Raw genomic sequence first — 21,732 nt, forward strand, 5'->3', positions numbered from 1 at the left:
GTTGATAGGCCGGATGTGGAAGCCCAGTAATGGGTGAAGCTGACTGGTACTAATAGGCCGAGGGCTTGTCCTCAGTTGCTCGCGTCCACTGTGTTGGTTCTGAAACCACGAACAGCCCCATGTGCCACACATGGTGCGGCTGAAACAGTTTCATAGTGTTTCGGTGGTCATAGCGTGAGGGAAACGCCCGGTTACATTCCGAACCCGGAAGCTAAGCCTCACAGCGCCGATGGTACTGCAGGGGGGACCCTGTGGGAGAGTAGGACACCGCCGAACAAATTTTATGGGAAACCCCCGCACCGTTGGTGCGGGGGTTTTCTGCGTTGTTGACATTGTGCTTGCCGGCTTTTGGGCTCTCCTCTCGGAGAGCCCTTTTCGCTTTACAGGCGCCCTGCTGCTTTCAGAGCGAGGTAGGCGTCTGCCAGTGAGGGGGCGAGGACGTCCGGTGTTGCGTCGACGACGGTGACGCCGTGCCGGCGGAGTTGTTCGGCGGTGCGGTGGCGTTCCGTCTGGGCCTGGGCTGCGGCCGCTGCCTCGTAGACCGCGTCGACGCCGCCGCGGGAGTCGGCCATGCGGGCGACGCGAGGATCGGCGACGGAGGCGACCAGAACCGTGTGGCGTCGGGTCAGTTGAGGGAGGACGGGAAGAAGGCCTTCCTCGACCGGGGCGGCGTCGAGTGTCGTCAGCAGGACGATGAGGGAGCGGCGCGGGGCCGTGCGCAGGGCTGCGGCGGTAAGTCCGCGGGCGTCGGTTTCGACCAGTTCGGGTTCGAGGGTCGCCATGGCGTCGACCAGGGACGGGAGGACGTCGCGTGCCGTGCGGCCCTGAACGAGGGCGCGTACTCGGCGGTCGTACGCGAGGAGGTCGACCCGGTCGCCGGCGCGGGACGCCAGGGCGGCGAGAAGGAGAGCGGCGTCCATGGAGGCGTCGAGGCGAGGGGCGTCGTCGACGCGGCTGGCGGAGGTGCGGCCGGTGTCGAGAACCAGCAGGATGTGCCGGTCCCGTTCGGGGCGCCAGGTGCGGACGGCGACCGTGGAATGGCGTGCTGTGGCCCGCCAGTCGATGGAGCGGGTGTCGTCGCCGGGAACGTACTCGCGCAGGCTGTCGAATTCGGTGCCCTCGCCGCGGGTCAGGACGCTGGTGCGGCCGTCGAGTTCGCGCAGGCGGGACAGTTTCGACGGGAGATGCTTGCGGCTGGTGAACGGCGGCAGGACGCGCACGGTCCAGGGGACGTGGTGGGCGCCTTGCCGGGAGAAGAGGCCGAGGGGGCCGTAGGAGCGGATGGTGATGCGGTCGGACCGGTGGTCGCCTCGGCGGGTGGGGCGCAGCCGGGTGGTGACGCGGCGGCGCTCGCCGGGCGGGATGTTCATGCGGTGGCGGGAGGCGGCGGTTTCCGTGTCCGGTTGCCAGCTGCTGGGCGGCCAGGCGTCGCGGAGCTGGGCGCGGAGGGGACGGCGGGAGGGGTTGGTCACGGTCAGGGTGATGTCCGCCGGCTCGCCGAGACGGGCGGTGGTGTCGCCGGAACGGGTCAGGCTCAGGCGTCGGACGGGGGCGGCCAGGGCGAAGTCGCAGGCGCAGGCCAGGGCCAGGGGCGCGTTGACGGCGAGGATGCCGGTCCAGTCCGGGCCCCAGATGCCGACGGGGATCGAGCCCAGGGCCGCGAGGAGCGCGGTGCGTCCGGTGAGTGCCATCAGCGGGGGACGGGGACGTGGGCGAGGACGGCGTTGATGACGGAGTCCGCGGTCACCCCTTCCATCTCCGCCTCGGGACGGAGCTGGACGCGGTGGCGGAGGGTGGGGAGAGCGAGGGCTTTGACGTCGTCGGGGATGACGTAGTCGCGGCCGGTGAGCCATGCCCAGGCGCGGGCGGTGGCCAGGAGGGCGGTCGCGCCGCGAGGGGACACGCCCAGGGTGAGTGACGGCGATTCGCGTGTGGCGCGGACGATGTCGACGACGTAGGCCGTGATCTCGGGGGAGATCGTGGTCTTGGCGACGGCGGCGCGGGCAGCTTCGAGGTCGGCGGCCCCCGCTACGGGGCGTACGCCGGCGGCGTGCAGGTCGCGGGGGTCGAAGCCTTCGGCGTGGCGGGTGAGGACGTCGATCTCCTCCTGGCGGGAGGGGAGCGGGATGGTGAGTTTGAGGAGGAAGCGGTCCAGCTGGGCTTCGGGGAGGGGGTAGGTGCCCTCGTATTCGACGGGGTTCTGGGTCGCGGCGACGAGGAACGGGTCGGGGAGGGGGCGCGGGGTGCCGTCCACGGTGACCTGGCGTTCTTCCATGGCTTCGAGGAGGGACGACTGGGTTTTGGGCGGGGTGCGGTTGATTTCGTCGGCGAGCAGGAGGTTGGTGAAGACCGGGCCGGGCTGGAAGGAGAACTCGGCGGTGCGGGCGTCGTAGACGAGGGAGCCGGTGATGTCGCCCGGCATCAGGTCGGGGGTGAACTGGACGCGTTTGGTGTCGAGTTCCAGGGCCGAGGCGAGGGCGCGGACGAGCAACGTTTTGGCCACTCCGGGGACTCCTTCAAGGAGAACGTGTCCGCGGCACAGGAGTGCGACGACGAGTCCTGTCACGGCGGGGTCCTGGCCGACCACGGCCTTGGAGATCTCGGCGCGCAGGGCCTCCAGGGAGGCGCGGGCGCGGCCCGGGTCCCCGGTGCTCCCGGCGTTGTCAGTGGTCGGGTCCATCATGGACGGCGTACCTCTCTTTCGAGGGCGTCGAGTTGGTCGGCGAGTGCGGTCAGTGCCGCGTCGTCGCCGGGTGGCGGGCCGAAGAGGAGGGAGTGCAGAGTTTGTCCGTCGCCGTGGAGGTGGGCGGACAGGGCGGGCAGGAGCGCCTCGGGCGTGTGCGCGTGGGTGACGGGGACGCCCAGGAGAGGGGCGAGGCGGATGCGGGTGGTGGAGCGAAGAGCGGCGGCCGCGCGGTCACGGGCGGCGGCTTTGCGGTAGAGGCGGGCGCGGCCTTCGACGGTTTCGGAGGCGTGGATCGCCACGGGGAGACGTTCGGGAACGAGTGGGCCGAGCCGGCGTGCCCGCCAGAGGGCGGCGAGGGCTGCCGCGACGAAGAGCTGAAGCGTGCCCCAGAGCCAGCCGGACGGGAGCAGGTCGAGGAAGTCTTTTTCGTCGTCCGGGGCGGTGGCGGAGGCGTCGGAGAGCGAGGGGAGGTACCAGACCAGATGGGTGCGGGAGCCGAGGAGCTGGAGGGCGAGCGAGGCGTTGCCCTGCTTGTCGAGGCGTTCGTTGGAGAGGATGCCGGGCGCGCCGAGGACGACGGTGTCGCCGTCTCCGGTGGAGTCCGGGATGCGGAGCAGGGTGGCGAGGCGTTCGCTGGGGTAGCACGCGTCGACGCCGGGGCGGTGGGTGCTGTAGCGGATGCCGCCGGTTTCCGCGGTGCCGGCGCGGCGGGCGGCGGGCAGGGCGCAGTCGGGGGAGAGCACGGAGTCGCGGCTGTGGGCCGGGTCGGCGCTCACACCGGGGGCGAGGGTGGTCACGGAGGCGCTGCTCGGGGCGACGAGGAGGGTGCGGCCCCCGGAGGCGGCGGTCGACGTGTGCAGGTCGCGTTGTTGAGGTGGTGTCAGGAGGTCGGGGGCGGCGACCAGGAGGGTGGTGTCGGGGCGGGCCGCGGTGCGGGCTTCGGCGAGGGAGGTGACCAGGCGGGTGGACACCCCGTGGTCGGCGAGGAGTTCGGCGAGGGCGCGGCTGCCGGAAGGGTCGGCGGAGCGGGGGTCGAGGGCGCCGTGTCGGGCCTCGGACTGGAGAGCGGCGAGCGTGACGGCCCCCGCGAGGAGGAGGGCGATGGCGAGGGCCAGTCCCCGCGCGCGGGTCCACAGCTGGCGCGCGGTGGGGGACGCGGAGGTGGTGGCGGGCGGGGCCTCGGTCGTCATCCGGCGGTTCCCTGGCGGGCCGGTCGCGCGGCGGTGTGGGGGCTGCTCGGTGCGGCGTGGGGAGTGGCGCGTTCGATGGCGAGGTCGAGTTCGGCCGTGCGCCGGTACGTCTGCTCGGTCGCCGGGCGGCCGCCGTATGTGACGTCGTCGAAGTCGCGGGCGGCGGTGCGCAGTCGGTCGGCGTGGGCGGGCAGGGAGCGGCCGGCTTCGGCTGCGGCCTCGTCGGCCGTGCGGCCGGGGCGGGTGTCGAGCAGGGCGCGTTCCTCCAGGGCGCGCACGACAGCGCGCATGCGTTCTTGCAGGGCCTGGTTCCAGTGGCCCTGGGCGGCGTGCGCCTCGGCGGCGGCGCGGTGCTGGGCGGCGCTGCGGGGCCGGTCGTCGAACAGGGCGGCCACGGAGGTGGGCCTTCGGCCGGGTGTGCCGAGGCGCCACCACAGGGCGGCCACGACGGCGCCGACGGCGAGGACGACGACCAGGAGGCCGAGCGCGCCGCCGGGGGTTGCGGACGAGGCGCTGTCGAACAGGTCACCGATCCAGTTCCAGAAGGTGTCCAGTGCCCGTTGGAGGAGGCCGGGGTCGTTCTGGTGGTACAGGTCCCTGGACAGTTCGCGGTGGGCTGCTTCCCGGGCGGGGTCCCGGGGGGCGGTGACCGGAGGCTGGTCGCCCGACCGGGCCGTCGCCGGCGCCGCGCCGCCGCCCGCCCGCACCAGGGCGGCCAGGGCCCGGCCGGTGGCGCGGGACAGGGCCGCCGTGGCGTCGTCGGCGATGCCGGGCAGTGCCCGCGGTGGCAGGCTGCCCGGGTGCGGCGCGGTGAGTGCTCCCCCCGTCAGGCTCACCGCATCAGCTCCCCGTGGTCGCGCCGGGGGCGGGGGAGCCGTAGCCCTGCAGGCCGGCGGCGCGGGCCAGGTCGAGGTCGAGGGCCTCGCGGCGGATGCGCTGGTCGATGTAGAGGAGCACGATGACGCCGGCCGCGATCGGGAAGGTGATCATGGAGCCGAGGACCGAGCCGATGCCGCTGATGATCAGGTAGGTCCAGCCGTACTCGGCGCCTGCCTCGACCATGCCGCTGATCCCTCCGTCGCTGAGGGCGGCGCCGAGGAGGGCGAACGGCACGACGACGATCATCGACACGATGTTGGCGATGAGCAGGGCGAGCAGCTGGATGCCGAACACACGCCACCAGGAGCCGCGGGTGAGCTTCGCGGAACGGCCGAGCGCCTTCCTGATGCCCTGCTTCTCCAGCATCAGCGCCGGCGAGGCGAGCGAGAAGCGGACCAGCAGCCACAGCACGAGGACGAAGGAGGCGAGGATGCCGAGAGCCAGCAGCGGAACTCCCGCGTCGTCGTCGGCGGCGGCGCTCACCAGAATGCCCGGCAGCAGGCACACGGCGCCGACCGCGGCGGCGACGAGCATCAGCAGGAAGATCAGCCCGAACAGTCTGGGCACCTGGGGGCGGGCGTCGCGCCAGGCCTCCTTGAGAGTGACCGGCTTGCCGAGCACCGCCCGGCTGGTGACGGCCGTCAGCAGAGCGGTCGCGGTGATGGTGCCCAGGAGGGTGATCAGGAGGACGGGCCCGGAGGCGCGCATGGCGTCGCCCATGGCATTGAGCTGTTCGCCGGGGGTGGCGCTGGGGTCGCCGAGGGCGGTGGTGTCGGTGGAGCCGTTCAGGATCAGGCCCTGCAGCAGGACGACGACGACCTCGGTGACGACCGCGACGGTCAGCGAGATGCCCAGGACGGTGCGCCAGTAGGTGCGCATGGTGGCGACGGCGCCGTCGAGGATCTCGCCCACGCCGAGCGGGCGCAGCGGGATCACACCGGGCTTGGCGGCAGGCGGGGGACCGCCCCAGCCACCTCCCCACCCGACGGGAGGGCCGTAACCGTGGGGCCCGCCGTAGCCGTAGCCGCCCTGCGGGCCCGGGCCGGTGGGGCCGCCGGGGTGAGCGGCGCCCGGGCCGGTGGGCGGGGGCCCGCCCCAGCCCGCGCCGGGAGGCGGAGGCGGTGGGGGCGGCGGAGCCTGGCCTGGGCTGCCGGGGCCCGCCGGCGCGGACCACCGGCCGGGGGGCGGCTGCTCCTTGGACCACTTCGGGCCGGGGATCTGCGCGCCGGCGTCCGGCTGGTCCGCGGGCTGGGCGCCGTCCGGGCGGTCGGCGGGGCGGTCGGCGGGCTCGGCAGGACGGGACGCGCCGGGCTCCTGTCCGTCGGAGGGGGCGGATCCGGGCGAGGCCCAGCCCGGAGAGTCTTTCATCGTCGCTCCTTCACGGTGCCCGTCCGCGGTCGCGGCGGCAGGTTGGCAGCCATCGTGCCATGGTGGGCCGATCGGTGGACCGGCCGCGGTATGGGCTGCGCACCTTCAATTGTCCGCCGGATAGGGGGCAGACTGATCGCATGGCTGATCAGTACGCGCAATCCGGCGAGGACAAGCGGCCGAGCGAGATTCCCGCGATCCGATGGGAGGAGCCGCCCGAGGGTCCCGTGGTGGTTCTTCTCGACCAGACGAGACTGCCGGCCGAGGAAGTCGAGCTGGTGTGCACCGACGCGTCCGCGCTGGTGGAGGCGATCAGGTCGTTGGCGGTGCGCGGTGCGCCGCTGCTCGGCATCGCGGGGGCGTACGGCGTCGCGCTCGCCGCCGTTCGCGGCTTCGACGTGGACGACGCCGCCGACGCTCTGACCGGCGCCCGGCCGACCGCGGTGAACCTGTCCGTCGGCGTGCGGCGGGCCCGGGCCGCCTACCAGGCGGAGGTCGCCGGGGGCGGTGATCCCGTGCAGGGCGCGCGGGCGGCGCTGGCCGCCGCACGCCAGCTCCACCGCGAGGACGCCGAGGCGAGCGCCCGGATGGCCGCGCACGGGCTGGCGCTGCTCGACGAGCTGCTGCCGGGCGGCGGCCACCGGGTCCTCACCCACTGCAACACCGGGGCGCTGGTGTCGGGTGGGGAGGGCACCGCGTTCGCCGTCGCGCTCGCGGCGCACCGGGTCGGGCGGCTGCGCCGGCTGTGGGTGGACGAGACCCGTCCGCTGCTGCAGGGAGCGCGTCTGACGGCGTACGAGGCGGCGCGCAACGGCATGGGGTACACGCTGCTGACGGACAACGCGGCGGGGTCGCTGTTCGCGGCGGGCGAGGTGGACGCCGTCCTGGTGGGCGCGGACCGCATCGCGGCCGACGGGTCGGTGGCGAACAAGGTGGGCACCTACCCGCTCGCGGTGCTGGCGCGCTACCACCATGTGCCGTTCATCGTGGTCGCGCCCGTGACGACGGTGGATCCGCAGACGCCGGACGGGGCGTCGATCGAGGTCGAGCAGCGGCCCGGCTACGAGGTGACGGAGGTCAGCGCACCCCAGGCGCCGGTGACGGGAGCCGGCGGGGGCGTCCCGGTGGCGCCCCTGGGGACTCAGGCGTACAACCCCGCGTTCGACGTGACGCCGCCCGAACTGGTGACGGCGATCGTCACCGAGGAAGGAGCGATCTCGCCTGTCACGGCGGAAGCGCTCGCCGAGATGTGCGCAAGGGCGAGCCGGGACTGACGGCGGCCCTGGCGGTCGTCGGCCCCGGCGGTCGTCGGGGTGGGAGCGGGTGGGTCGGCGGCGGTGATCGGTAGCGGGCGGTGGCGCGTTCTCGGGCGTCGGAGAAACGCCGGAGAAAGGTTGGAGGAAGTCGGCGGCCTCGTCCGCCCCTGGTTGCTGGGGATTGGCTCCGGGGGCCGTCGGCCCTGCCTGAACTGGACGCTTGTGAGCGTCCCGCTGTCCGCTGTCCGCTGTCCGCTGTCCTGCCGTCCCGCCGTCGGTCCGTCCGGCCGTCGGTCAGCCGATGGGTGGTGGGGCGGTCAGGTGGTTTTGGGGAGGCGGGTTGCGGCGGCCAGGCCGGCCAGGCCGATGACGGCCAGAGTGATCATGGCTGCGGCGTAGGCGCCCTTGGTGAGGCCGGAGACGAGGATGGTGCCGGCTATGGCGGTGCCGAAGGACGAGCCGAGGTTGGAGACGCTGCGGGAGAGACCGGAGATCTCGCCCTGCCGCTCCTCGGGGAAGCTGGATTGAACGACGTTCACCGATGGGGTCAGCATCAGGCCGAGGCCCAGGCCGATGAGGAGCAGGCCGGGAACGTAGGACCACGCGGTTTTGTAGGCGGCGGCCAGGGCGACCAGGGCGGCCACGCCGACGACGGTGACGAGGAAGCCGGTCATGATGAGCGTGCGCTGCGGGCGGCGCTTGGCGAGGCGTTCGGCCGACAGGGACGTGAGCAGCAGTCCGAGGGTGGCGGCGGTGAAGATGACGCCGGTCTGGACGGCGTTGTAGCCGCGCACGACCTGGAGGTAGGCCGCCACCGTGAACGAGGTGCCCATCAGCAGGAGCCACTGCACGTTCTGGGTGATCAGACCGAGGTTGGAGGTGCGGTTGCGGAACAGGGTGAGGGACAGGAGCGGTTCCCTGCCGGAGCGTTCCCTCACGCCCACCCAACGGAAGAAGCAGAGCAGGACCAGGACGCCCAGGACGATCAGGGCGATCATGAGCCAGACGTTGTTGTCGGCGGCCAGGATGCCCATGACGACCAGGACGAGGCCGACGGCCGACAGGACGGCGCCGCCGGTGTCGAACGAGCGGGTCGGGTCGGGCGGCAGCGGGTCGTCCAGGTTCCGGGCGAGCAGGACGATCAGCGCGATGACGAGGGCCTGGAAGACGAACGCGGCGCGCCAGCTGATCGCCTCCGTGATCAGGCCGCCGATCAGCGGACCGGCGGCGGCGCCGACGCCGCCCAGCGCCATGATGACGCCGAAGGCCCGCGCCCGGGACGTCACGTCCCGGTACAGGAGCGTGGTGAGGATGTACACGGGCGGGATGAGCAGGGCGGTGCCGATGCCTTCGAGGAGGGAGTTCCCCAGGATCAGCACACCGAGACCGGGCGCGGCCGCACTGAGGAGCGCGCCGACGGCGTAGACGACCAGGCCGGCCACGAAGCAGCGTTTTCGGCCGTAGCGGTCGGTCAGCTTGCCGCCGGGGATCATGAGCGCCGCCATCACCAGCAGGAAGACGGTGATGGCGACCTGGACGCCCTGCACCGTGGTGTCCAGGTCCTCGCTGATGTCGTTGATCATCACGTTCATGTTGGAGCCGGCGAAGCTGCAGATGAACTGGGCGAGGGCGAGGGCGGCGAGGACCCGTCGCTGCCCCTGCGCGCGCGTGGGCGCGGCCGTGTCAGCCACCGGTGCCGTCCCCGCCCGGGCCCGCCGTCGGTGGCGTGAGGCCGTGGGTCACGGGGTGCCTGTGATCGCCGGACCCCGGCCGGAACTGCTCTTTATCCAGTTCCTCGTCGAGTGCCATGGCGGCGGTGACCAGCGCGAGGTGGGTGAACGCCTGCGGGAAGTTGCCGAGTTGCTCGCCCGACGGGCCGATCTCCTCGGCGAACAGGCCGACGTGGTTGGCGTAGGTGAGCATCTTGTCGAAGGCGTGGCGGGCCTGGTTGAGCCGGCCGCTGCGGGCGAGCGCCTCGACGTGGAAGAAGCTGCACAGGTTGAACGTGCCCTCCGAACCGCGCAGTCCGTCGGGGGACGCCGTGGGGTCGTACCGGTAGACGAGGCTGTCGCTGACCAGTTCCTCGCCCATGGCGTCCAGGGTGCTCAGCCAGTCGGGGTCGTGGGGCGAGAGGAAGCCGACCTTCGGCATCAGCAGGAGCGAGGCGTCCAGCACGTCGGTGTCGTAGTGCTGCACGAACGCCCGCCGTTTCTCGTGCCAGCCGCGTCCGACGATCTCGCGGAAGACGGCGTCCCGCGTGGCGGTCCAGCGCGCGGTGTCGGCGGGGCGGGAGAACGCCGTGGCCGCGCGGACGCCCCGGTCGAACGCCACCCACGTCATCAGCCGGCTGTAGGTGAAGTTCTGCCGGCCGCCACGGGTCTCCCAGATCCCCTCGTCGGGCTGGTCCCAGTGGTCGGCGAGCCAGTCCAGCACGTCGGTCAGCGCCTGCCAGCCGCGGATCGCGCCGATGTCCCCGCCCACCATGAGGGCGTCGGACGCCTCGCCGTAGATGTCGAGCTGGAGCTGGTCGGCGGCCGCGTTGCCCGCGCGCACCGGACGGGACCCGAGGTACCCCTCCAGGTGGTCGAGGTTCTCCTCGCTCAACCGGGGGTCGCCGTCCACCCGGTACATGATCTGCAGAGGATCCGCCGACGGTGTGGTCCTGGCCTCGATGCGGTCGCGCAGCCAGCGGCGGAAGGCGTGCGCCTCCTTCTGGAAGCCCAGGTCGATCAGGGCCCTGACCGACAGCGACGCGTCACGGATCCACGTGTAGCGGTAGTCCCAGTTGCGCTCGCCGCCGATCTGCTCGGGCAGCCCCATCGTCGCGGCGGCGATCGGCGCCCCGGTGGGCGCGTACGTGAGCAGCTTGAGGGTGATCGCCGACCGGTTCACGATGTCCTGCCAGCGGCCCCGGTAGGTGCACGAGCGCAGCCATGACAGCCAGAACCCGCGGCACCTCTCCAGGGCGTCGGCCGCGCCGTCCAGAGTCGGGGGCGGCGGGGCGGGATCCCCGCCGGGCGTGCTCGTCAGGACGATCGCGACGGCCTCGCCCGTGGACAGGGTGAAGCGGGCACTGATGTCGTCGCCGTCCGGATGCAGGCCGACGCCGGGGCTGCTTTGCAGGTGCAGGTCCGTCCCCGGCCCCCGGAAGGTCACCGAGCGCTCGTCGGTCCGCTCCAGCGTGTGCGGCGCACGCCCGTAGTCGAAGCGCGGCCGGCAGCTCAGAACGAAGGGCAGCCTTCCCCGTACGACCCGTACGACGCGCACCAGCCGGTGCACACCCGACGCCGTCGGGGAGTCGTCGGGCACCATGAAGTCGGCCACCTCGCCCACCCCGCCCGGCGCCATGAAACGGGTCACCAGGACAGCCGTGTCCGACAGGTACAGCTGGCGGACGCTCATGCCGTTCCCGTCCGGGAACTCCGCCGCCAGCCGGCAGTACCCGCCGCGCTCGCTGTCCAGGAGCGACGCGAAGACGCTGGGCGAGTCGAAGCGCGGCGTGCACCACCAGTCGACGGTTCCGTCGGACGCCACCAGGGCGGCGGTCTGAAGATCGCCGACCATGCCGTGTTCCGCGATGGGCGGGTACCGGTTCACGCGGTCACCTCGCTTGCTCCGGGGCGCCATGACGACACGGACCGCACCGCCATGACCTGCACAGGCAAAGTCTTCGTCCGCGCCGCGTCCGGCGCCTCACCCCCAGCGGGTGAGAGCCGTCAAGACGCCGGCCGCCCACGCGCACGAGAACCCGCCCGCGCCGCGCCCCGGGAGCCCGCATGCTCACCCGAACGCCACATGTGCTGTCCTTGAACCGTGGCCGCGCGCGCCGATCCGGCCGCACGGCCCGACACCCGGGCCGGCACCGGCGACGGCGGACAGGGGCAGACAGTGACCGCCCCGTACGACTATCGTCACTGGCCGGTGACCCTGCTCACCTGGGCAACCTTCACTGTTACGAGAATGGGATGATGTCGTTTATGAAGGGACGAGTCCTTGTCGTCGACGACGACACCGCACTGGCCGAGATGCTCGGCATCGTGCTGCGTGGTGAAGGTTTTGAGCCGTCTTTCGTAGCCGACGGCGACAAGGCGCTGGCCGCGTTCCGTGAGGCCAAGCCCGACCTGGTGCTGCTCGACCTCATGCTGCCCGGACGGGACGGCATCGAGGTGTGCCGCCTGATCAGGGCGGAATCCGGCGTGCCGATCGTGATGCTCACGGCCAAGAGCGACACCGTCGACGTCGTCGTCGGACTGGAGTCCGGCGCCGACGACTACATCGTGAAGCCGTTCAAGCCGAAGGAACTGGTCGCCCGCATCCGCGCCCGGCTCCGCAGGTCCGAGGAGCCCGCGCCCGAACAGCTCGCCATAGGCGACCTCGTCATCGACGTCGCCGGCCACTCCGTGAAGCGCGACGGCCAGTCCATCGCCCTCACCCCCCTGGAGTTCGACCTCCTGGTCGCCCTCGCCCGCAAACCCTGGCAGGTGTTCACCCGCGAGGTCCTCCTCGAACAGGTCTGGGGCTACCGGCACGCCGCCGACACCCGCCTGGTCAACGTGCACGTGCAGCGACTGCGCTCCAAGGTCGAGAAGGACCCGGAACGCCCGGAGATCGTCGTGACCGTCCGCGGCGTCGGATACAAGGCAGGGCCCAGCTGACATGACCGGGGACAGCGCCGCTTCGGCTCCCGGACGGTCCGGGGCCCGTCCGCAGCGGCCTGTCGGCCGTGACACGCCAGGCCCACGCCTCACCCGCCTCCTCGAAGGCGGACCCCTGCGCGGCGGGGTGCACAACAGCCCCGTCCTGCGACTGCTGCTGCGCTGGGTGCGCCGGCCGCTCCTGCCCGTCATGCGGCTGTGGCGGCGCAACATCCAGCTCAAAGTCGTCGCCACGACGCTGCTGATGTCCCTCGGCGTCGTCCTGCTGCTCGGCTTCGTCGTCATCGGACAGGTCCGCAACGGCCTCCTCGACGCCAAGGTCAGGGCATCCCAGAGCCAGGCCACCGGGGGCTTCGCCGTCGCCAAGCAGAAAGCCGACGAAGCCGCCGGCTCCGGCTCCACCCCCGACGGCGCCGCCCCGGCCAACGGCCGCGGCTCCCAGAACGTCACCGAATGGATGAGCGAACTCGTCCTGTCGCTGTCCAGCGGCGGACAGGGCGCCTTCGACGTCGTCACCCTGCCCCCCGTCGACGACAGCGGCGGCGGCCGCGGACCACGGGCCTCCGGCTTCGTCGACCCCAACAAGAGCGTCCCGGAGAACCTGCGCGAACGCGTCAACAGCGGCAACGGCGCCGTGCAGAGCTACTCGCGCATCATGTACCTCAACGACAAGGAATCGCAGCCCGCGCTCGTCATCGGCAAGCAGGTCAACGACCCCAACGGCGAGGCCTACGAGCTGTACTACCTCTTCCCGCTCACCCAGGAGGAGAAGTCCCTCAGCCTGGTCAAGACGACCCTCGCCACCGCCGGGCTCTTCGTCGTCGTCCTCCTCGGAGCCATCGCCTGGCTCGTCGTACGCCAGGTCGTCACCCCCGTGCGGATGGCCGCCGGAATCGCCGAACGCCTTTCCGCCGGACGCCTCCAGGAACGGATGAAGGTCACCGGCGAGGACGACATCGCCCGCCTCGGCGAAGCCTTCAACAAGATGGCGCAGAACCTCCAGCTGAAGATCCAGCAGCTGGAGGACCTCTCCCGGATGCAGCGCCGCTTCGTGTCCGACGTCTCCCACGAACTGCGCACCCCCCTGACCACCGTGCGCATGGCCGCGGACGTCATCCACGACGCCCGCGTCGACTTCGACCCCGTCACCGCACGGTCCGCCGAACTCCTCGCCGACCAGCTCGACCGCTTCGAGACGCTCCTCGCCGACCTCCTCGAGATCAGCCGCTTCGACGCCGGCGCCGCCGCCCTCGAAGCCGAACCCGTCGACCTGCGGGACGTCGTACGCCGCGTCGTCAGCGGGGCCGCGCCGCTCGCCGAACGCAAGGGCACCACCGTCCGCGTCCTCGGCGACCAGCAGCCCGTCGTCGCCGAGGCCGACGCCCGGCGCGTCGAACGCGTCCTGCGCAACCTCGTCGTCAACGCCGTCGAACACGGCGAGGGCAAGGACGTCATCGTCAAACTCGCCTCCGCGGGCGGAGCCGTCGCCATCGCCGTGCGCGACTACGGCGTCGGCCTCAAGCCCGGCGAGGCCACCCGCGTCTTCAGCCGCTTCTGGCGCGCCGACCCGGCACGCGCGCGTACCACCGGCGGCACCGGCCTCGGCCTCTCCATCGCCCTGGAGGACGCGCGCCTGCACGGCGGATGGCTCCAGGCCTGGGGCGAACCCGGCGGCGGCTCACAGTTCCGGCTCACCCTGCCGAGGACCGCCGACGAACCCCTGCGCGGCTCGCCGATACCACTGGAACCCAAGGACTCCCGCCGCAACCGCGGAGAACTCGACGACTCCGGCGTGCCGCGCGGCGGCGGCCAGAAGAGCGCCACGGTCCCCGTGCAGCCCGCCACCGAACAGGCCTCGGCCGCCCGCACCCCCCTCACCCCCCGCGCCGGCGCCACCTCACCCACGGCCGACCCCACGGCCCTCCCCGGCAACGGCGCACGCGTGGTGTCCCGGCCGGCGCCGGGCACCACGGCGACCGGCGCACGGCAGCAGGACGAACGACCCGCCCCCCGGACCACGGCGCACGGCCCCGCCCCGGACCGGGACGACCCCGCGGACACCGGCGACCCGGACGCCCCTGATCCCGCGGACGACGCCGCACACGCGGCGACCAGTGGCAACCGCAACCGGACGCACACCGGCGCCGACGGCGTGGACGAACAAGGGGAGGCATTTCGTGGGCGCTGAACAGCGCGAGGGGGGAGCCCGCACCGGCCGCACGCCGGCACGCCGACACGGGCGCGGGCGCGCGACGGCGTACGCCGCCTGCGGAGTCGTCCTGCTCGCGGGCTGCGCCTCCATGCCCGACAGCGGAGACCTGCGCAACGTCGAATCCACCCCCCGCCAGGACACCCAGGTACGGGTGTTCGCCATACCGCCCAGGGACGACGCACCGCCCGCCGAAATCGTCCAGGGCTTCCTCGAAGCCCTCACCAGCGACGACCCCCACTACTCCACGGCACGCCAGTACCTCAGCGCCCGCGCCGCCCGCTCCTGGGAACCCGAACGGTCCACCACCGTCCTCGCCGACGGACCCGCCACCCAGGCCGACCCCGCCGACAGCAGAGAAGGCGGCGACGACTTCTCCTTCATCCTGACCGGCACCCGCATCGCCACCGTGGACGCCCAGCAGTCCTACGCACCCGCCTCCGGCGGCTACAGCCAGCCCGTCCACCTCACCCGCGACAAGAAGACCCGCCAATGGCGCATCGACGCCCTCCCCACCGGCGTCGTCATGGGCAGATCCGACTTCCAGCGCAACTACGTAGCCGTCAACAAGTACTACTTCGCCTCCAACACCAAGGCCGACACCCCCGGCCGGCCCATGGCCGTCGCCGACCCCGTCTACGTACGCGAGCGGGTCGACCCCACGACCCAGATGGTGCGCTCCGTGCTCGACGGACCCACCAGCTGGCTCCGCCCCGTCGTCAGATCCAGCTTCCCCACCGGCGCCGCCCTGCCCAAGAACGTCACCTCACTGACCCCCGACGACCAGAACAAGCTCACCGTGCCGCTGAACGACAAGGCGGCCCACATCGGACAGAGCAAGTGCGACGAGATGGCCGCCCAGCTCCTGTTCTCCCTGCGCAGCCTGACCCCCACCATCGACGAGATCGCCCTGCGCGCCGGCGGCGCCCAGCTCTGCTCCCTCAACGAGGAACGCGCCGCCACCGTCGCCGCCCGCGGCTCCCAGAACAGCCCCGGCTACCTCTACTTCATCGACGGCCAGCACCGCCTGATCCGCATGGCCGGCGGCAGCGGCGACGCCAAGGCCGACCCCGTCCCCGGAGCGTTCGGCGACGGCACCAAGGCACTGCGCTCCGTCGCCGTGGCCCACGACGAGCACAGTGCCGCCGGAGTCGCCCTCGACGGCAGGAGCCTCTACGTCGCCTCCACGCTGTCCGGCGACACCCTCGGCGACCCCGTCCTCGAGAGCAAGGGCAAGACCGAGACCGACCGGCTCACCACCCCCAGCTGGGACGCTCACGGCAACCTGTGGATCGCCGACCGCGACCCCGCCGACCCCCGCCTCCTCCTGCTCGAGAAGGGCGGCGGCGAACCCCTCAAGGTCCTCACCCCGGGCCTGGACGGCCGGATCAACGCCGTGCGCGTGGCGGCGGACGGAGTGCGCATCGCGCTCGTCGTGGACAAGGGCGGCAAGCAGTCCCTGCTCATCGGACGCATCGAGCGGGGCGTCGGCGACGGGACGCGGCCGGCCATGTCCGTCCAGGAACTGCGTTCCGCGGCACCCGAGTTGGAGAAGGTCACCGCCATGTCATGGGCCGGGGACAGCCGGCTCGTCGTGGTCGGCCGGGAGGCCGGCGGCGTGGAACAGGTCCAGTACGTGCAGTGCGACGGCTCGTTCCCCGAGGCGGGCACCCTCCCCGGCCTCACGGAGGTCAGGAGCATCGCCGCGTCCGAGGACAGCGACCTCCCGCTGTTCGCGACCTCCAAGGACGGACTGCTGTGGCTGCCCGGCGGCAGCGGCTGGCGCACCCTGAAGGAGACCGCCTCGGTCGCGTTCTACCCGGGGTGAACCATTCCGCGGCTCGTTCGGCGGCTCGTTCGGGCGCTCCCGGGCGCTGCGCGGATGCGGTGCGCTTGCTTTTCCCGTCTCCCACGCGAATCAATTGTCCGCCTGATCCGTCCCGACCGCCTTCCCGGCGCCTTCCGTGCCCGCCTTCCCGAGGCGTTCCGACGTTCGTTCCCGGCGCGTCCGACACCCGACTTCGAGTTTTCCACAGGCCGCCCCGAGCGGTTTTCCACAGGCCTGGTGAGGCCACCCCGCCCACTGGCACAGTGATCCACGTGGAAGGCGCTCGCAAGTGGTGGCAGGAACTCGTCGGCCTGGCGCTGCCCGCCGAGTGCGGCGGCTGCGGAACGGCACGCACGGTGCTCTGCCAGCGATGCCGGACGGCACTCAGCGGCACCGTGCCGTTCCGGGTGCGGCCCGTGCTCGAACCGCCCGGGCTGCCCGCCGTGCACGCGGCGGCCCGCTACGCGGACGAGGTTCGGGCAGTGCTGCTCGCCCACAAGGAACGCGGCGCCCTGGCGCTCGCCCGCCCACTCGGGGCGGCCCTGGCGGGAGCGGTGCGGGCGGGGCTGCGGGAGGCGGGGGTGGAGGGGAGGGGGGAGGGGGAGGGGGAGGCCCCCCAACCCCCCACTGCCGTCCTCCTCGTCCCCGTCCCCTCCGCCCCCGCCGCCGTGCGGGCGCGTGGTCATGACCCGGCGCGTCGTATCGCGTTGGCCGCGGCCGGGGAGTTGCGGCGGGCCGGGGTGGCGGCGCGGGTGGCCGCGGTGTTGCGGCAGCGGCGGCCGGTGGCCGACCAGGCGGGGCTCGACGCGCGGGGGCGGCTGGACAATCTGGTGGGTGCGCTGACGGTCGTGCCCGGGGGCGTGCGGCTGCTGCACGGTGTTCCGGTGGTGCTCGTGGACGACCTGGTGACGACGGGCGCGTCCCTGGCGGAGGCGGCGCGGGCGGTGCGCGCGGCGCGGGCGTCGACGACGGCGGCCGCCATGGCTGAGACGGATGCGAGGACCGGGACGGCCGCGACGGCCGCGACAGCGGGGACGGCCGGGACCGCCGGGACAACGGCGGCGGCCGGGATGCCGCCCTCGGCCCTGACGGCCGCCAGGACCCCTGCGGCAACCAGGACAACCGGGACAACCCCGCCGGCCGGCCCGGCCGCCGTGGGTCCGGCTGCCCTTGCGGGAGGTGGCGCCGGGCAGGTGGGGCGGATGGACGGCGGTTGGGCGGGTACGGGGGGCGGGGAGGACGTCGGGGAGGCGGAGGGCGGGAAGTGTGGTGGTGGCGTCGGGGCCGTGTACAGGGGTGGGACTCGGGAAGGCAGAAGAGTGACGCCGTCCGGGGTGAGGGAGGGAGGCAGGAGCCGGGTCCCGGCGGGGGGCTCGGGACCGGGTGGCCCGGGTGACGTGGTGTGCGCGGCCGTGGTCGCGGCATCGCCGGACTCATTCGAAATAAACCGGAACTGATGGAGAACTTGCGTCGTTGCAGGTAATGAGAGAGTCAATTCACCTGAACGGAGGTACGCCGCAGTAGAGGGTGACGACATCCGTCCGGGCGAGATATGTTCGGTTGTGAGGGAAAGCCGCAGGCCACACCTCTCAAATCCGAATGCCGTGCTGCGGGTTTTCGTAATCCCCTGCAGTACCTGGGGTGTAGATCTCGCCCATGGGGGAGGAGGAGGTGGAAGTCACCAAGTCGGAGGTTCCGGTACTCACCGGAGCCTGGTGCAAAAGGGAGACGCTCCGCCGACGAGCGGAGTGATCCGGGAACGGAGTTCTGCGTGGACATCGTCGTCAAGGGCCGCAAGACCGAGGTGCCCGAGCGGTTCCGCAAGCACGTGGCCGAGAAGCTGAACCTGGAGAAGATCCAGAAGCTCGACGGCAAGGTGATCAGCCTCGACGTCGAGGTGTCCAAGGAGCCCAACCCCCGACAAGCCGACCGGTGCGACCGAGTGGAGATCACGCTCCGCTCCCGCGGCCCCGTGATCCGGGCGGAGGCGTCGGCCAGCGACGCGTACGCGGCACTCGACCTGGCGGCGGAGAAGCTGGACGCGCAGCTGCGCAAGCAGCATGACAAGCGATACACGCGCCGCGGTTCCCGCAGGCTGTCCGCGGCCGAGGTGCCCGACCACGTGCCGGGTGTGGCCACGCTCAACGGGGACGGGCAGCCCGTCCCGTCCGGCGAGGCGAACAGCGTGCCGACGAAGAAGATCGGCTCCCTCGAGGTGCAGGGCGACGGCCCCCTCGTGGTGCGCGAGAAGACCCATGTGGCCGCTCCGATGACGCTCGACCAGGCCCTCTACGAGATGGAACTGGTCGGACACGACTTCTACCTGTTCGTCGACTCCGAGACGAAGCAGCCCAGCGTCGTCTACCGGCGCCACGCCTACGACTACGGCGTGATCTACCTCGACACCGACCCGATGGTGGCTCAGGCGAACGCCCCCGAGGCGGGTGGCACGCTGGGCGGCTGACCCCGCCCCGTGAGAGTTCGAGCGGTGTGCCCCTGGAGCGCGTGTGCGCCCCCAGGGGCACCCGTGCGCGCCCCTGGCACCTCGCTCTGTCGCCGCGTTGTCGTCCGAGCATGGAATCATGGCAGGGCGGCTCAACCGGTGGGTCGTTGCCTTGGGTTGGCGATGGCTCAGGACCACGGCCACAGCCTTCAGGGGGAGGAACGATGGCGGACACCTTCGGACCGATGCGGGACGACGATGCCGACGACGGCGTCGTCGGCATGGGCCCGGACGGGGGCACTTCACGCAAGGAGCCCATCAGGGTTCTCGTCGTGGACGATCATGCTCTGTTCCGCCGGGGGCTGGAGATCGTGCTCGCGGCCGAGGAGGACATCCAGGTCGTCGGTGAGGCGGGCGACGGCGCCGAGGCCGTGGACAAGGCGGCCGACCTGCTGCCCGACATCGTGCTGATGGACGTCCGGATGCCCAAGCGCGGCGGTATCGAGGCCTGTACGTCCATCAAGGAGGTGGCCCCGAGCGCGAAGATCATCATGCTGACGATCAGCGACGAGGAGGCCGACCTCTACGAGGCGATCAAGGCGGGCGCGACGGGCTACCTCCTCAAGGAGATCTCGACGGACGAGGTCGCCACCGCGATCCGCGCGGTCGCGGACGGTCAGTCGCAGATCAGCCCTTCCATGGCGTCGAAGCTGCTCACCGAGTTCAAGTCGATGATCCAGCGCACCGACGAGCGCAGGCTCGTCCCCGCGCCGCGGCTGACGGACCGGGAGCTGGAGGTGCTCAAGCTGGTGGCGACGGGGATGAACAACCGTGACATCGCCAAGGAGTTGTTCATCTCCGAGAACACCGTGAAGAACCACGTCCGCAACATCCTGGAGAAGCTGCAGCTGCACTCCAGGATGGAGGCGGTCGTGTACGCGATGCGGGAGAAGATCCTCGAGATCCGCTGACACCGGGCGCGGGTGGCTGCTGAGCCACCCGGCCCTGCTGTCTCCAGCGGGCGGCGCTTCCCGCAGCCTGCCGCCTGGTCTGCGTCTGATCGTGCTGCCTGCTGCCTGCTGCCTGCTGCCTGCTGCCTGCGGCCCGTTGCTCGCCGCCGCTCGCGCCGCTCGTCGAAGGTCGCCGTGCTCGTCAGGCGAGTGTGCGGGCGAGTTCCCGGTTGAGCGGTTCGCGCAGTTCCGGGGCGTCCACGCGTTCCACGCGCACGTCCGTGCAGTCCACCCAGGTCGCGGCTTCGAGAAGGGCCTGGGCGACCGCCGGGACCGCCTTGGGGCCGTCCAGGGTGACCTGTTTGGCGACGAGGGTGCGGCCCTCGCGTGCCGGGTCCACGCGGCCGACGAGCCGGCCGCCGGCGAGGACGGGCATCGCGAAGTAGCCGTACACCCGTTTGGGTTTGGGGACGTAGGCCTCCAGGCGGTGCGTGAAGCCGAAGATGCGCTCGGTGCGTGCGCGTTCCCAGATCAGGGAGTCGAAGGGGGACAGGAGCGTGGTGCGGTGGCGGCCGCGCGGGGGCGTCTCCAGGGCTGCCGGGTCGGCCCAGGCGGGCTTGCCCCAGCCTTCGACGGTGACCGGGACCAGACCGGAGTCGGCGATCACGGCGTCGACCTGTTCGCCCTTGAGGCGGTGGTAGTCGGCGATGTCCGCGCGCGTGCCCACGCCGAGGGAACGGCCGGCCAGGCGGACGAGGCGGCGCAGGCACTCGGCGTCGTCCAGTTCGTCGTGCAGCAGGCCGGCGGGGACGGCGCGTTCGGCGAGGTCGTAGACGCGTTTCCAGCCGCGGCGTTCGACGCAGACCACCTCGCCGTACATGAGGGCGCGTTCGACGGCGACCTTGGTGCCGGACCAGTCCCACCACTCGCTGGTCTTCTTCGCTCCGCCCAAGTCGGTGGCGGTGAGGGGGCCTTCGGTGCGGAGCTGCTTGACGACCTGCTCGTAGGTGCCCTCGGGGAGGTCGTGGTTCCACTGCGGGCGGTTGCGGTAGGCGCGGCGGCGGAAGGCGAAGTGGGGCCATTCCTCGATGGGGAGGATGCAGGCCGCGTGGGACCAGTACTCGAAGGCGTGCGTGTCCTTCCAGTAGGCGTCCTCGACGGTCTTGCGGCCGACGGCTCCCAGGCGGGCGTAGGGGATCAGTTCGTGGGAGCGGGCCAGGACCGAGATGGTGTCGAGCTGGACCGCGCCGAGGTGGCGCAGGACGCCGCGCACGCCGGCCCTGCGGTCGGGCGTGCCGAGGAAGCCCTGGGCCCGCAGGGCGATGCGGCGGGCTTCGTCTGCGGAGAGCTCGGTGGCTGGGTGCGGGGTCGTCATGGATCGCACGATAGGGGGTGGGTCTGACAGTGCGGTCAGGGCCTGGGGAGTCCGTCGGGGGCCGCGGTCGTGGGCGGTGCGGCGGGCGGGGGCGCGGGGAGGTAGGGCGTGGTGGAGGGCAGTCCGAGGTCGGACGGGAGGAGGGCGGCGAGCCGGCAGTCGCGTCGTACGCCCTTGTTGGCGATGGCGGAACGCAGGACGCCTTCCGGGGTGAAGCCGGCTTTGTCGGCGACGGCGCGGGAGGCTTCGTTGCCGACCTCGGCGCGCCATTCGACGCGGTCGATTCCGAGGTCGGTGAAGGCCCAGCGGGCGGCGGTGAGGGTGGCCTCGACGGTGTAGCCGTGGCCGCGGTGTTCCTTGGCGGTCCAGAAGCCGACCTCGGCGGTGCCGGGGGCGCGCATGGTGAGGCTGAGGACGCCGGTGAGGGGTCCGTCGTCGGGGAGGAAGACGCCGAAGGTGAACATGGAGCCGGTGGCCCAGCCCTCGGGGGCGAGCAGTTCGATGAAGCTGCGGGCGTGTTCGCGCAGGTAGGGGGAGGGGATCGTGGTCCAGCGCTGGATGTCGGGGTCCTGGGCCGCGGTGTATACGGCGTCGGTGTCGCGCGGGTCGAGGGGGCGCAGGATCAGGCGGGCGCCGGTGAGGGTGGGGGGTGCGGGCTCCATCGGGCGATTCTGCGCGGGGGGCCGTGTCGGACGCCAGTTCCCGACGGTGGGTGAGCGGGTGATCACAATTCGCGCAATTCGTCGGGCGGGGGCGGCACCATCGGCGGCGTCCGGCCGTTGTCCCCTGTGAAGAAGATTTCAGGAGCAGGTGCGCAGCAGTGTGCGGTCCTCGTCCGGCAGGCCTCCCGGCGCGGTGGGGTCCTCGCATACGATGGCCGTTGCTCAGTAAGT

15 protein-coding genes, 1 rRNA gene and 1 pseudogene are annotated in these 21,732 nt (G+C 72.1%); 8 read left to right on the top strand and 9 right to left on the bottom strand.

The features are described 5' to 3' along the window. The first annotated feature begins 159 nt into the window (after window positions 1-159). A 5S ribosomal RNA gene (gene rrf, locus ACGFSH_RS00005) occupies window positions 160-276 on the top strand. A gap of 104 nt (window positions 277-380) precedes the next feature. Here rrf and ACGFSH_RS00010 read toward each other — a convergent pair. Genes ACGFSH_RS00010 through ACGFSH_RS00030 form a run of 5 tightly spaced genes read right to left on the bottom strand, consistent with a single transcriptional unit; the run spans window position 381 to window position 6,123 of the window. Further along, window positions 381-1,691, bottom strand: a complete 1,311-nt coding sequence (locus ACGFSH_RS00010) for a DUF58 domain-containing protein (protein WP_393343345.1) — start codon at window positions 1,689-1,691, stop codon at window positions 381-383. Then, the gene (locus ACGFSH_RS00015; RefSeq protein ID WP_393343346.1) at window positions 1,691-2,680 is read right to left on the bottom strand and encodes an AAA family ATPase; all 990 of its coding nucleotides are present in this window, start codon (window positions 2,678-2,680) and stop codon (window positions 1,691-1,693) included. Before ACGFSH_RS00015 ends, ACGFSH_RS00010 begins: the two co-directional genes overlap by 1 nt. Next, entirely contained in the window at window positions 2,680-3,876 is a 1,197-nt protein-coding gene (locus ACGFSH_RS00020) for a DUF4350 domain-containing protein (protein WP_393343348.1), read from the bottom strand. Before ACGFSH_RS00020 ends, ACGFSH_RS00015 begins: the two co-directional genes overlap by 1 nt. Beyond that, window positions 3,873-4,712, bottom strand: coding sequence for a DUF4129 domain-containing protein (locus ACGFSH_RS00025; protein WP_393343350.1), 840 nt, complete (start codon window positions 4,710-4,712; stop codon window positions 3,873-3,875). Before ACGFSH_RS00025 ends, ACGFSH_RS00020 begins: the two co-directional genes overlap by 4 nt. Window positions 4,713-4,716: 4 nt before the next feature. Further along, on the bottom strand, window positions 4,717-6,123 hold the full coding sequence (locus ACGFSH_RS00030) for a glycerophosphoryl diester phosphodiesterase membrane domain-containing protein (RefSeq protein ID WP_393343352.1): 1,407 nt from the start codon (window positions 6,121-6,123) through the stop codon (window positions 4,717-4,719). A 140-nt stretch (window positions 6,124-6,263) separates the two neighbouring features. Here ACGFSH_RS00030 and mtnA point away from each other — a divergent pair, with 140 nt between their 5' ends. Next, a complete protein-coding gene (gene mtnA / locus ACGFSH_RS00035; protein ID WP_393343354.1) occupies window positions 6,264-7,397 on the top strand; it encodes an S-methyl-5-thioribose-1-phosphate isomerase in 1,134 nt (377 codons plus the stop codon). Window positions 7,398-7,696: 299 nt separating this feature from the next. Here the strand turns inward: mtnA and ACGFSH_RS00040 are convergent, their stop codons facing one another. Together ACGFSH_RS00040 and ACGFSH_RS00045 are read right to left on the bottom strand one after the other, a co-directional pair. Next, window positions 7,697-9,070 carry an MFS transporter gene (locus tag ACGFSH_RS00040; RefSeq protein ID WP_393343356.1) on the bottom strand — a complete coding sequence of 458 codons (1,374 nt, stop codon included), beginning with the start codon at window positions 9,068-9,070 and terminating at the stop codon, window positions 7,697-7,699. Next, window positions 9,063-10,976, bottom strand: a complete 1,914-nt coding sequence (locus ACGFSH_RS00045) for a glycoside hydrolase family 15 protein (RefSeq protein WP_393343358.1) — start codon at window positions 10,974-10,976, stop codon at window positions 9,063-9,065. The genes ACGFSH_RS00040 and ACGFSH_RS00045 overlap by 8 nt, the downstream gene beginning before the upstream one ends. 368 nt (window positions 10,977-11,344) lie before the next feature. Between ACGFSH_RS00045 and mtrA the strand changes: the two genes are divergently transcribed. From mtrA to ACGFSH_RS00075, 6 genes and pseudogenes are all read left to right on the top strand, one after another. Beyond that, window positions 11,345-12,034 (top strand): two-component system response regulator MtrA, encoded by a 690-nt coding sequence (mtrA, locus tag ACGFSH_RS00050; RefSeq protein WP_187283109.1) that lies wholly within the window; start codon window positions 11,345-11,347, stop codon window positions 12,032-12,034. Between the two features lies 1 nt (window position 12,035). Next, window positions 12,036-14,222: an MtrAB system histidine kinase MtrB gene (gene mtrB / locus ACGFSH_RS00055; RefSeq protein ID WP_393343361.1), complete on the top strand. Its 2,187-nt coding sequence runs from the start codon at window positions 12,036-12,038 to the stop codon at window positions 14,220-14,222. Next, window positions 14,212-16,071, top strand: coding sequence for an LpqB family beta-propeller domain-containing protein (locus ACGFSH_RS00060; protein ID WP_393343363.1), 1,860 nt, complete (start codon window positions 14,212-14,214; stop codon window positions 16,069-16,071). The genes mtrB and ACGFSH_RS00060 overlap by 11 nt, the downstream gene beginning before the upstream one ends. Before the next feature lie 272 nt (window positions 16,072-16,343). Next, window positions 16,344-17,027: pseudogene (locus tag ACGFSH_RS00065) on the top strand (ComF family protein); the annotation flags it as partial. 815 nt (window positions 17,028-17,842) lie between these two features. Then, the gene (gene hpf / locus ACGFSH_RS00070; RefSeq protein WP_393343365.1) at window positions 17,843-18,535 is read left to right on the top strand and encodes a ribosome hibernation-promoting factor, HPF/YfiA family; all 693 of its coding nucleotides are present in this window, start codon (window positions 17,843-17,845) and stop codon (window positions 18,533-18,535) included. 203 nt (window positions 18,536-18,738) lie between these two features. Further along, window positions 18,739-19,485: a response regulator transcription factor gene (locus ACGFSH_RS00075; protein ID WP_069773236.1), complete on the top strand. Its 747-nt coding sequence runs from the start codon at window positions 18,739-18,741 to the stop codon at window positions 19,483-19,485. Window positions 19,486-19,666: 181 nt separating this feature from the next. Here the strand turns inward: ACGFSH_RS00075 and ACGFSH_RS00080 are convergent, their stop codons facing one another. Both ACGFSH_RS00080 and ACGFSH_RS00085 read right to left on the bottom strand, forming a co-directional pair. Beyond that, window positions 19,667-20,839 carry a winged helix-turn-helix domain-containing protein gene (locus ACGFSH_RS00080; RefSeq protein WP_393343367.1) on the bottom strand — a complete coding sequence of 391 codons (1,173 nt, stop codon included), beginning with the start codon at window positions 20,837-20,839 and terminating at the stop codon, window positions 19,667-19,669. A gap of 35 nt (window positions 20,840-20,874) precedes the next feature. Further along, window positions 20,875-21,501, bottom strand: coding sequence for a GNAT family N-acetyltransferase (locus tag ACGFSH_RS00085; protein WP_393343369.1), 627 nt, complete (start codon window positions 21,499-21,501; stop codon window positions 20,875-20,877). Window positions 21,502-21,732: the final 231 nt, after the last annotated feature.

The sequence above is a fragment of the Streptomyces sp. NPDC048481 genome, from assembly GCF_043200075.1.
Taxonomy (GTDB): domain Bacteria; phylum Actinomycetota; class Actinomycetes; order Streptomycetales; family Streptomycetaceae; genus Streptomyces.

Coding starts and splice junctions, on each gene's coding strand:
- ACGFSH_RS00010 (WP_393343345.1), bottom strand. CDS start 1,691: ATGGCACTCACCGGACGCACCGCGCTCCTCGCGGCCCTGGGCTCGATC.
- ACGFSH_RS00015 (WP_393343346.1), bottom strand. CDS start 2,680: ATGGACCCGACCACTGACAACGCCGGGAGCACCGGGGACCCGGGCCGC.
- ACGFSH_RS00020 (WP_393343348.1), bottom strand. CDS start 3,876: ATGACGACCGAGGCCCCGCCCGCCACCACCTCCGCGTCCCCCACCGCG.
- ACGFSH_RS00030 (WP_393343352.1), bottom strand. CDS start 6,123: ATGAAAGACTCTCCGGGCTGGGCCTCGCCCGGATCCGCCCCCTCCGAC.
- mtnA (WP_393343354.1), top strand. CDS start 6,264: ATGGCTGATCAGTACGCGCAATCCGGCGAGGACAAGCGGCCGAGCGAG.
- mtrA (WP_187283109.1), top strand. CDS start 11,345: ATGATGTCGTTTATGAAGGGACGAGTCCTTGTCGTCGACGACGACACC.
- mtrB (WP_393343361.1), top strand. CDS start 12,036: ATGACCGGGGACAGCGCCGCTTCGGCTCCCGGACGGTCCGGGGCCCGT.
- ACGFSH_RS00075 (WP_069773236.1), top strand. CDS start 18,739: ATGGCGGACACCTTCGGACCGATGCGGGACGACGATGCCGACGACGGC.
- ACGFSH_RS00080 (WP_393343367.1), bottom strand. CDS start 20,839: ATGACGACCCCGCACCCAGCCACCGAGCTCTCCGCAGACGAAGCCCGC.
- ACGFSH_RS00085 (WP_393343369.1), bottom strand. CDS start 21,501: ATGGAGCCCGCACCCCCCACCCTCACCGGCGCCCGCCTGATCCTGCGC.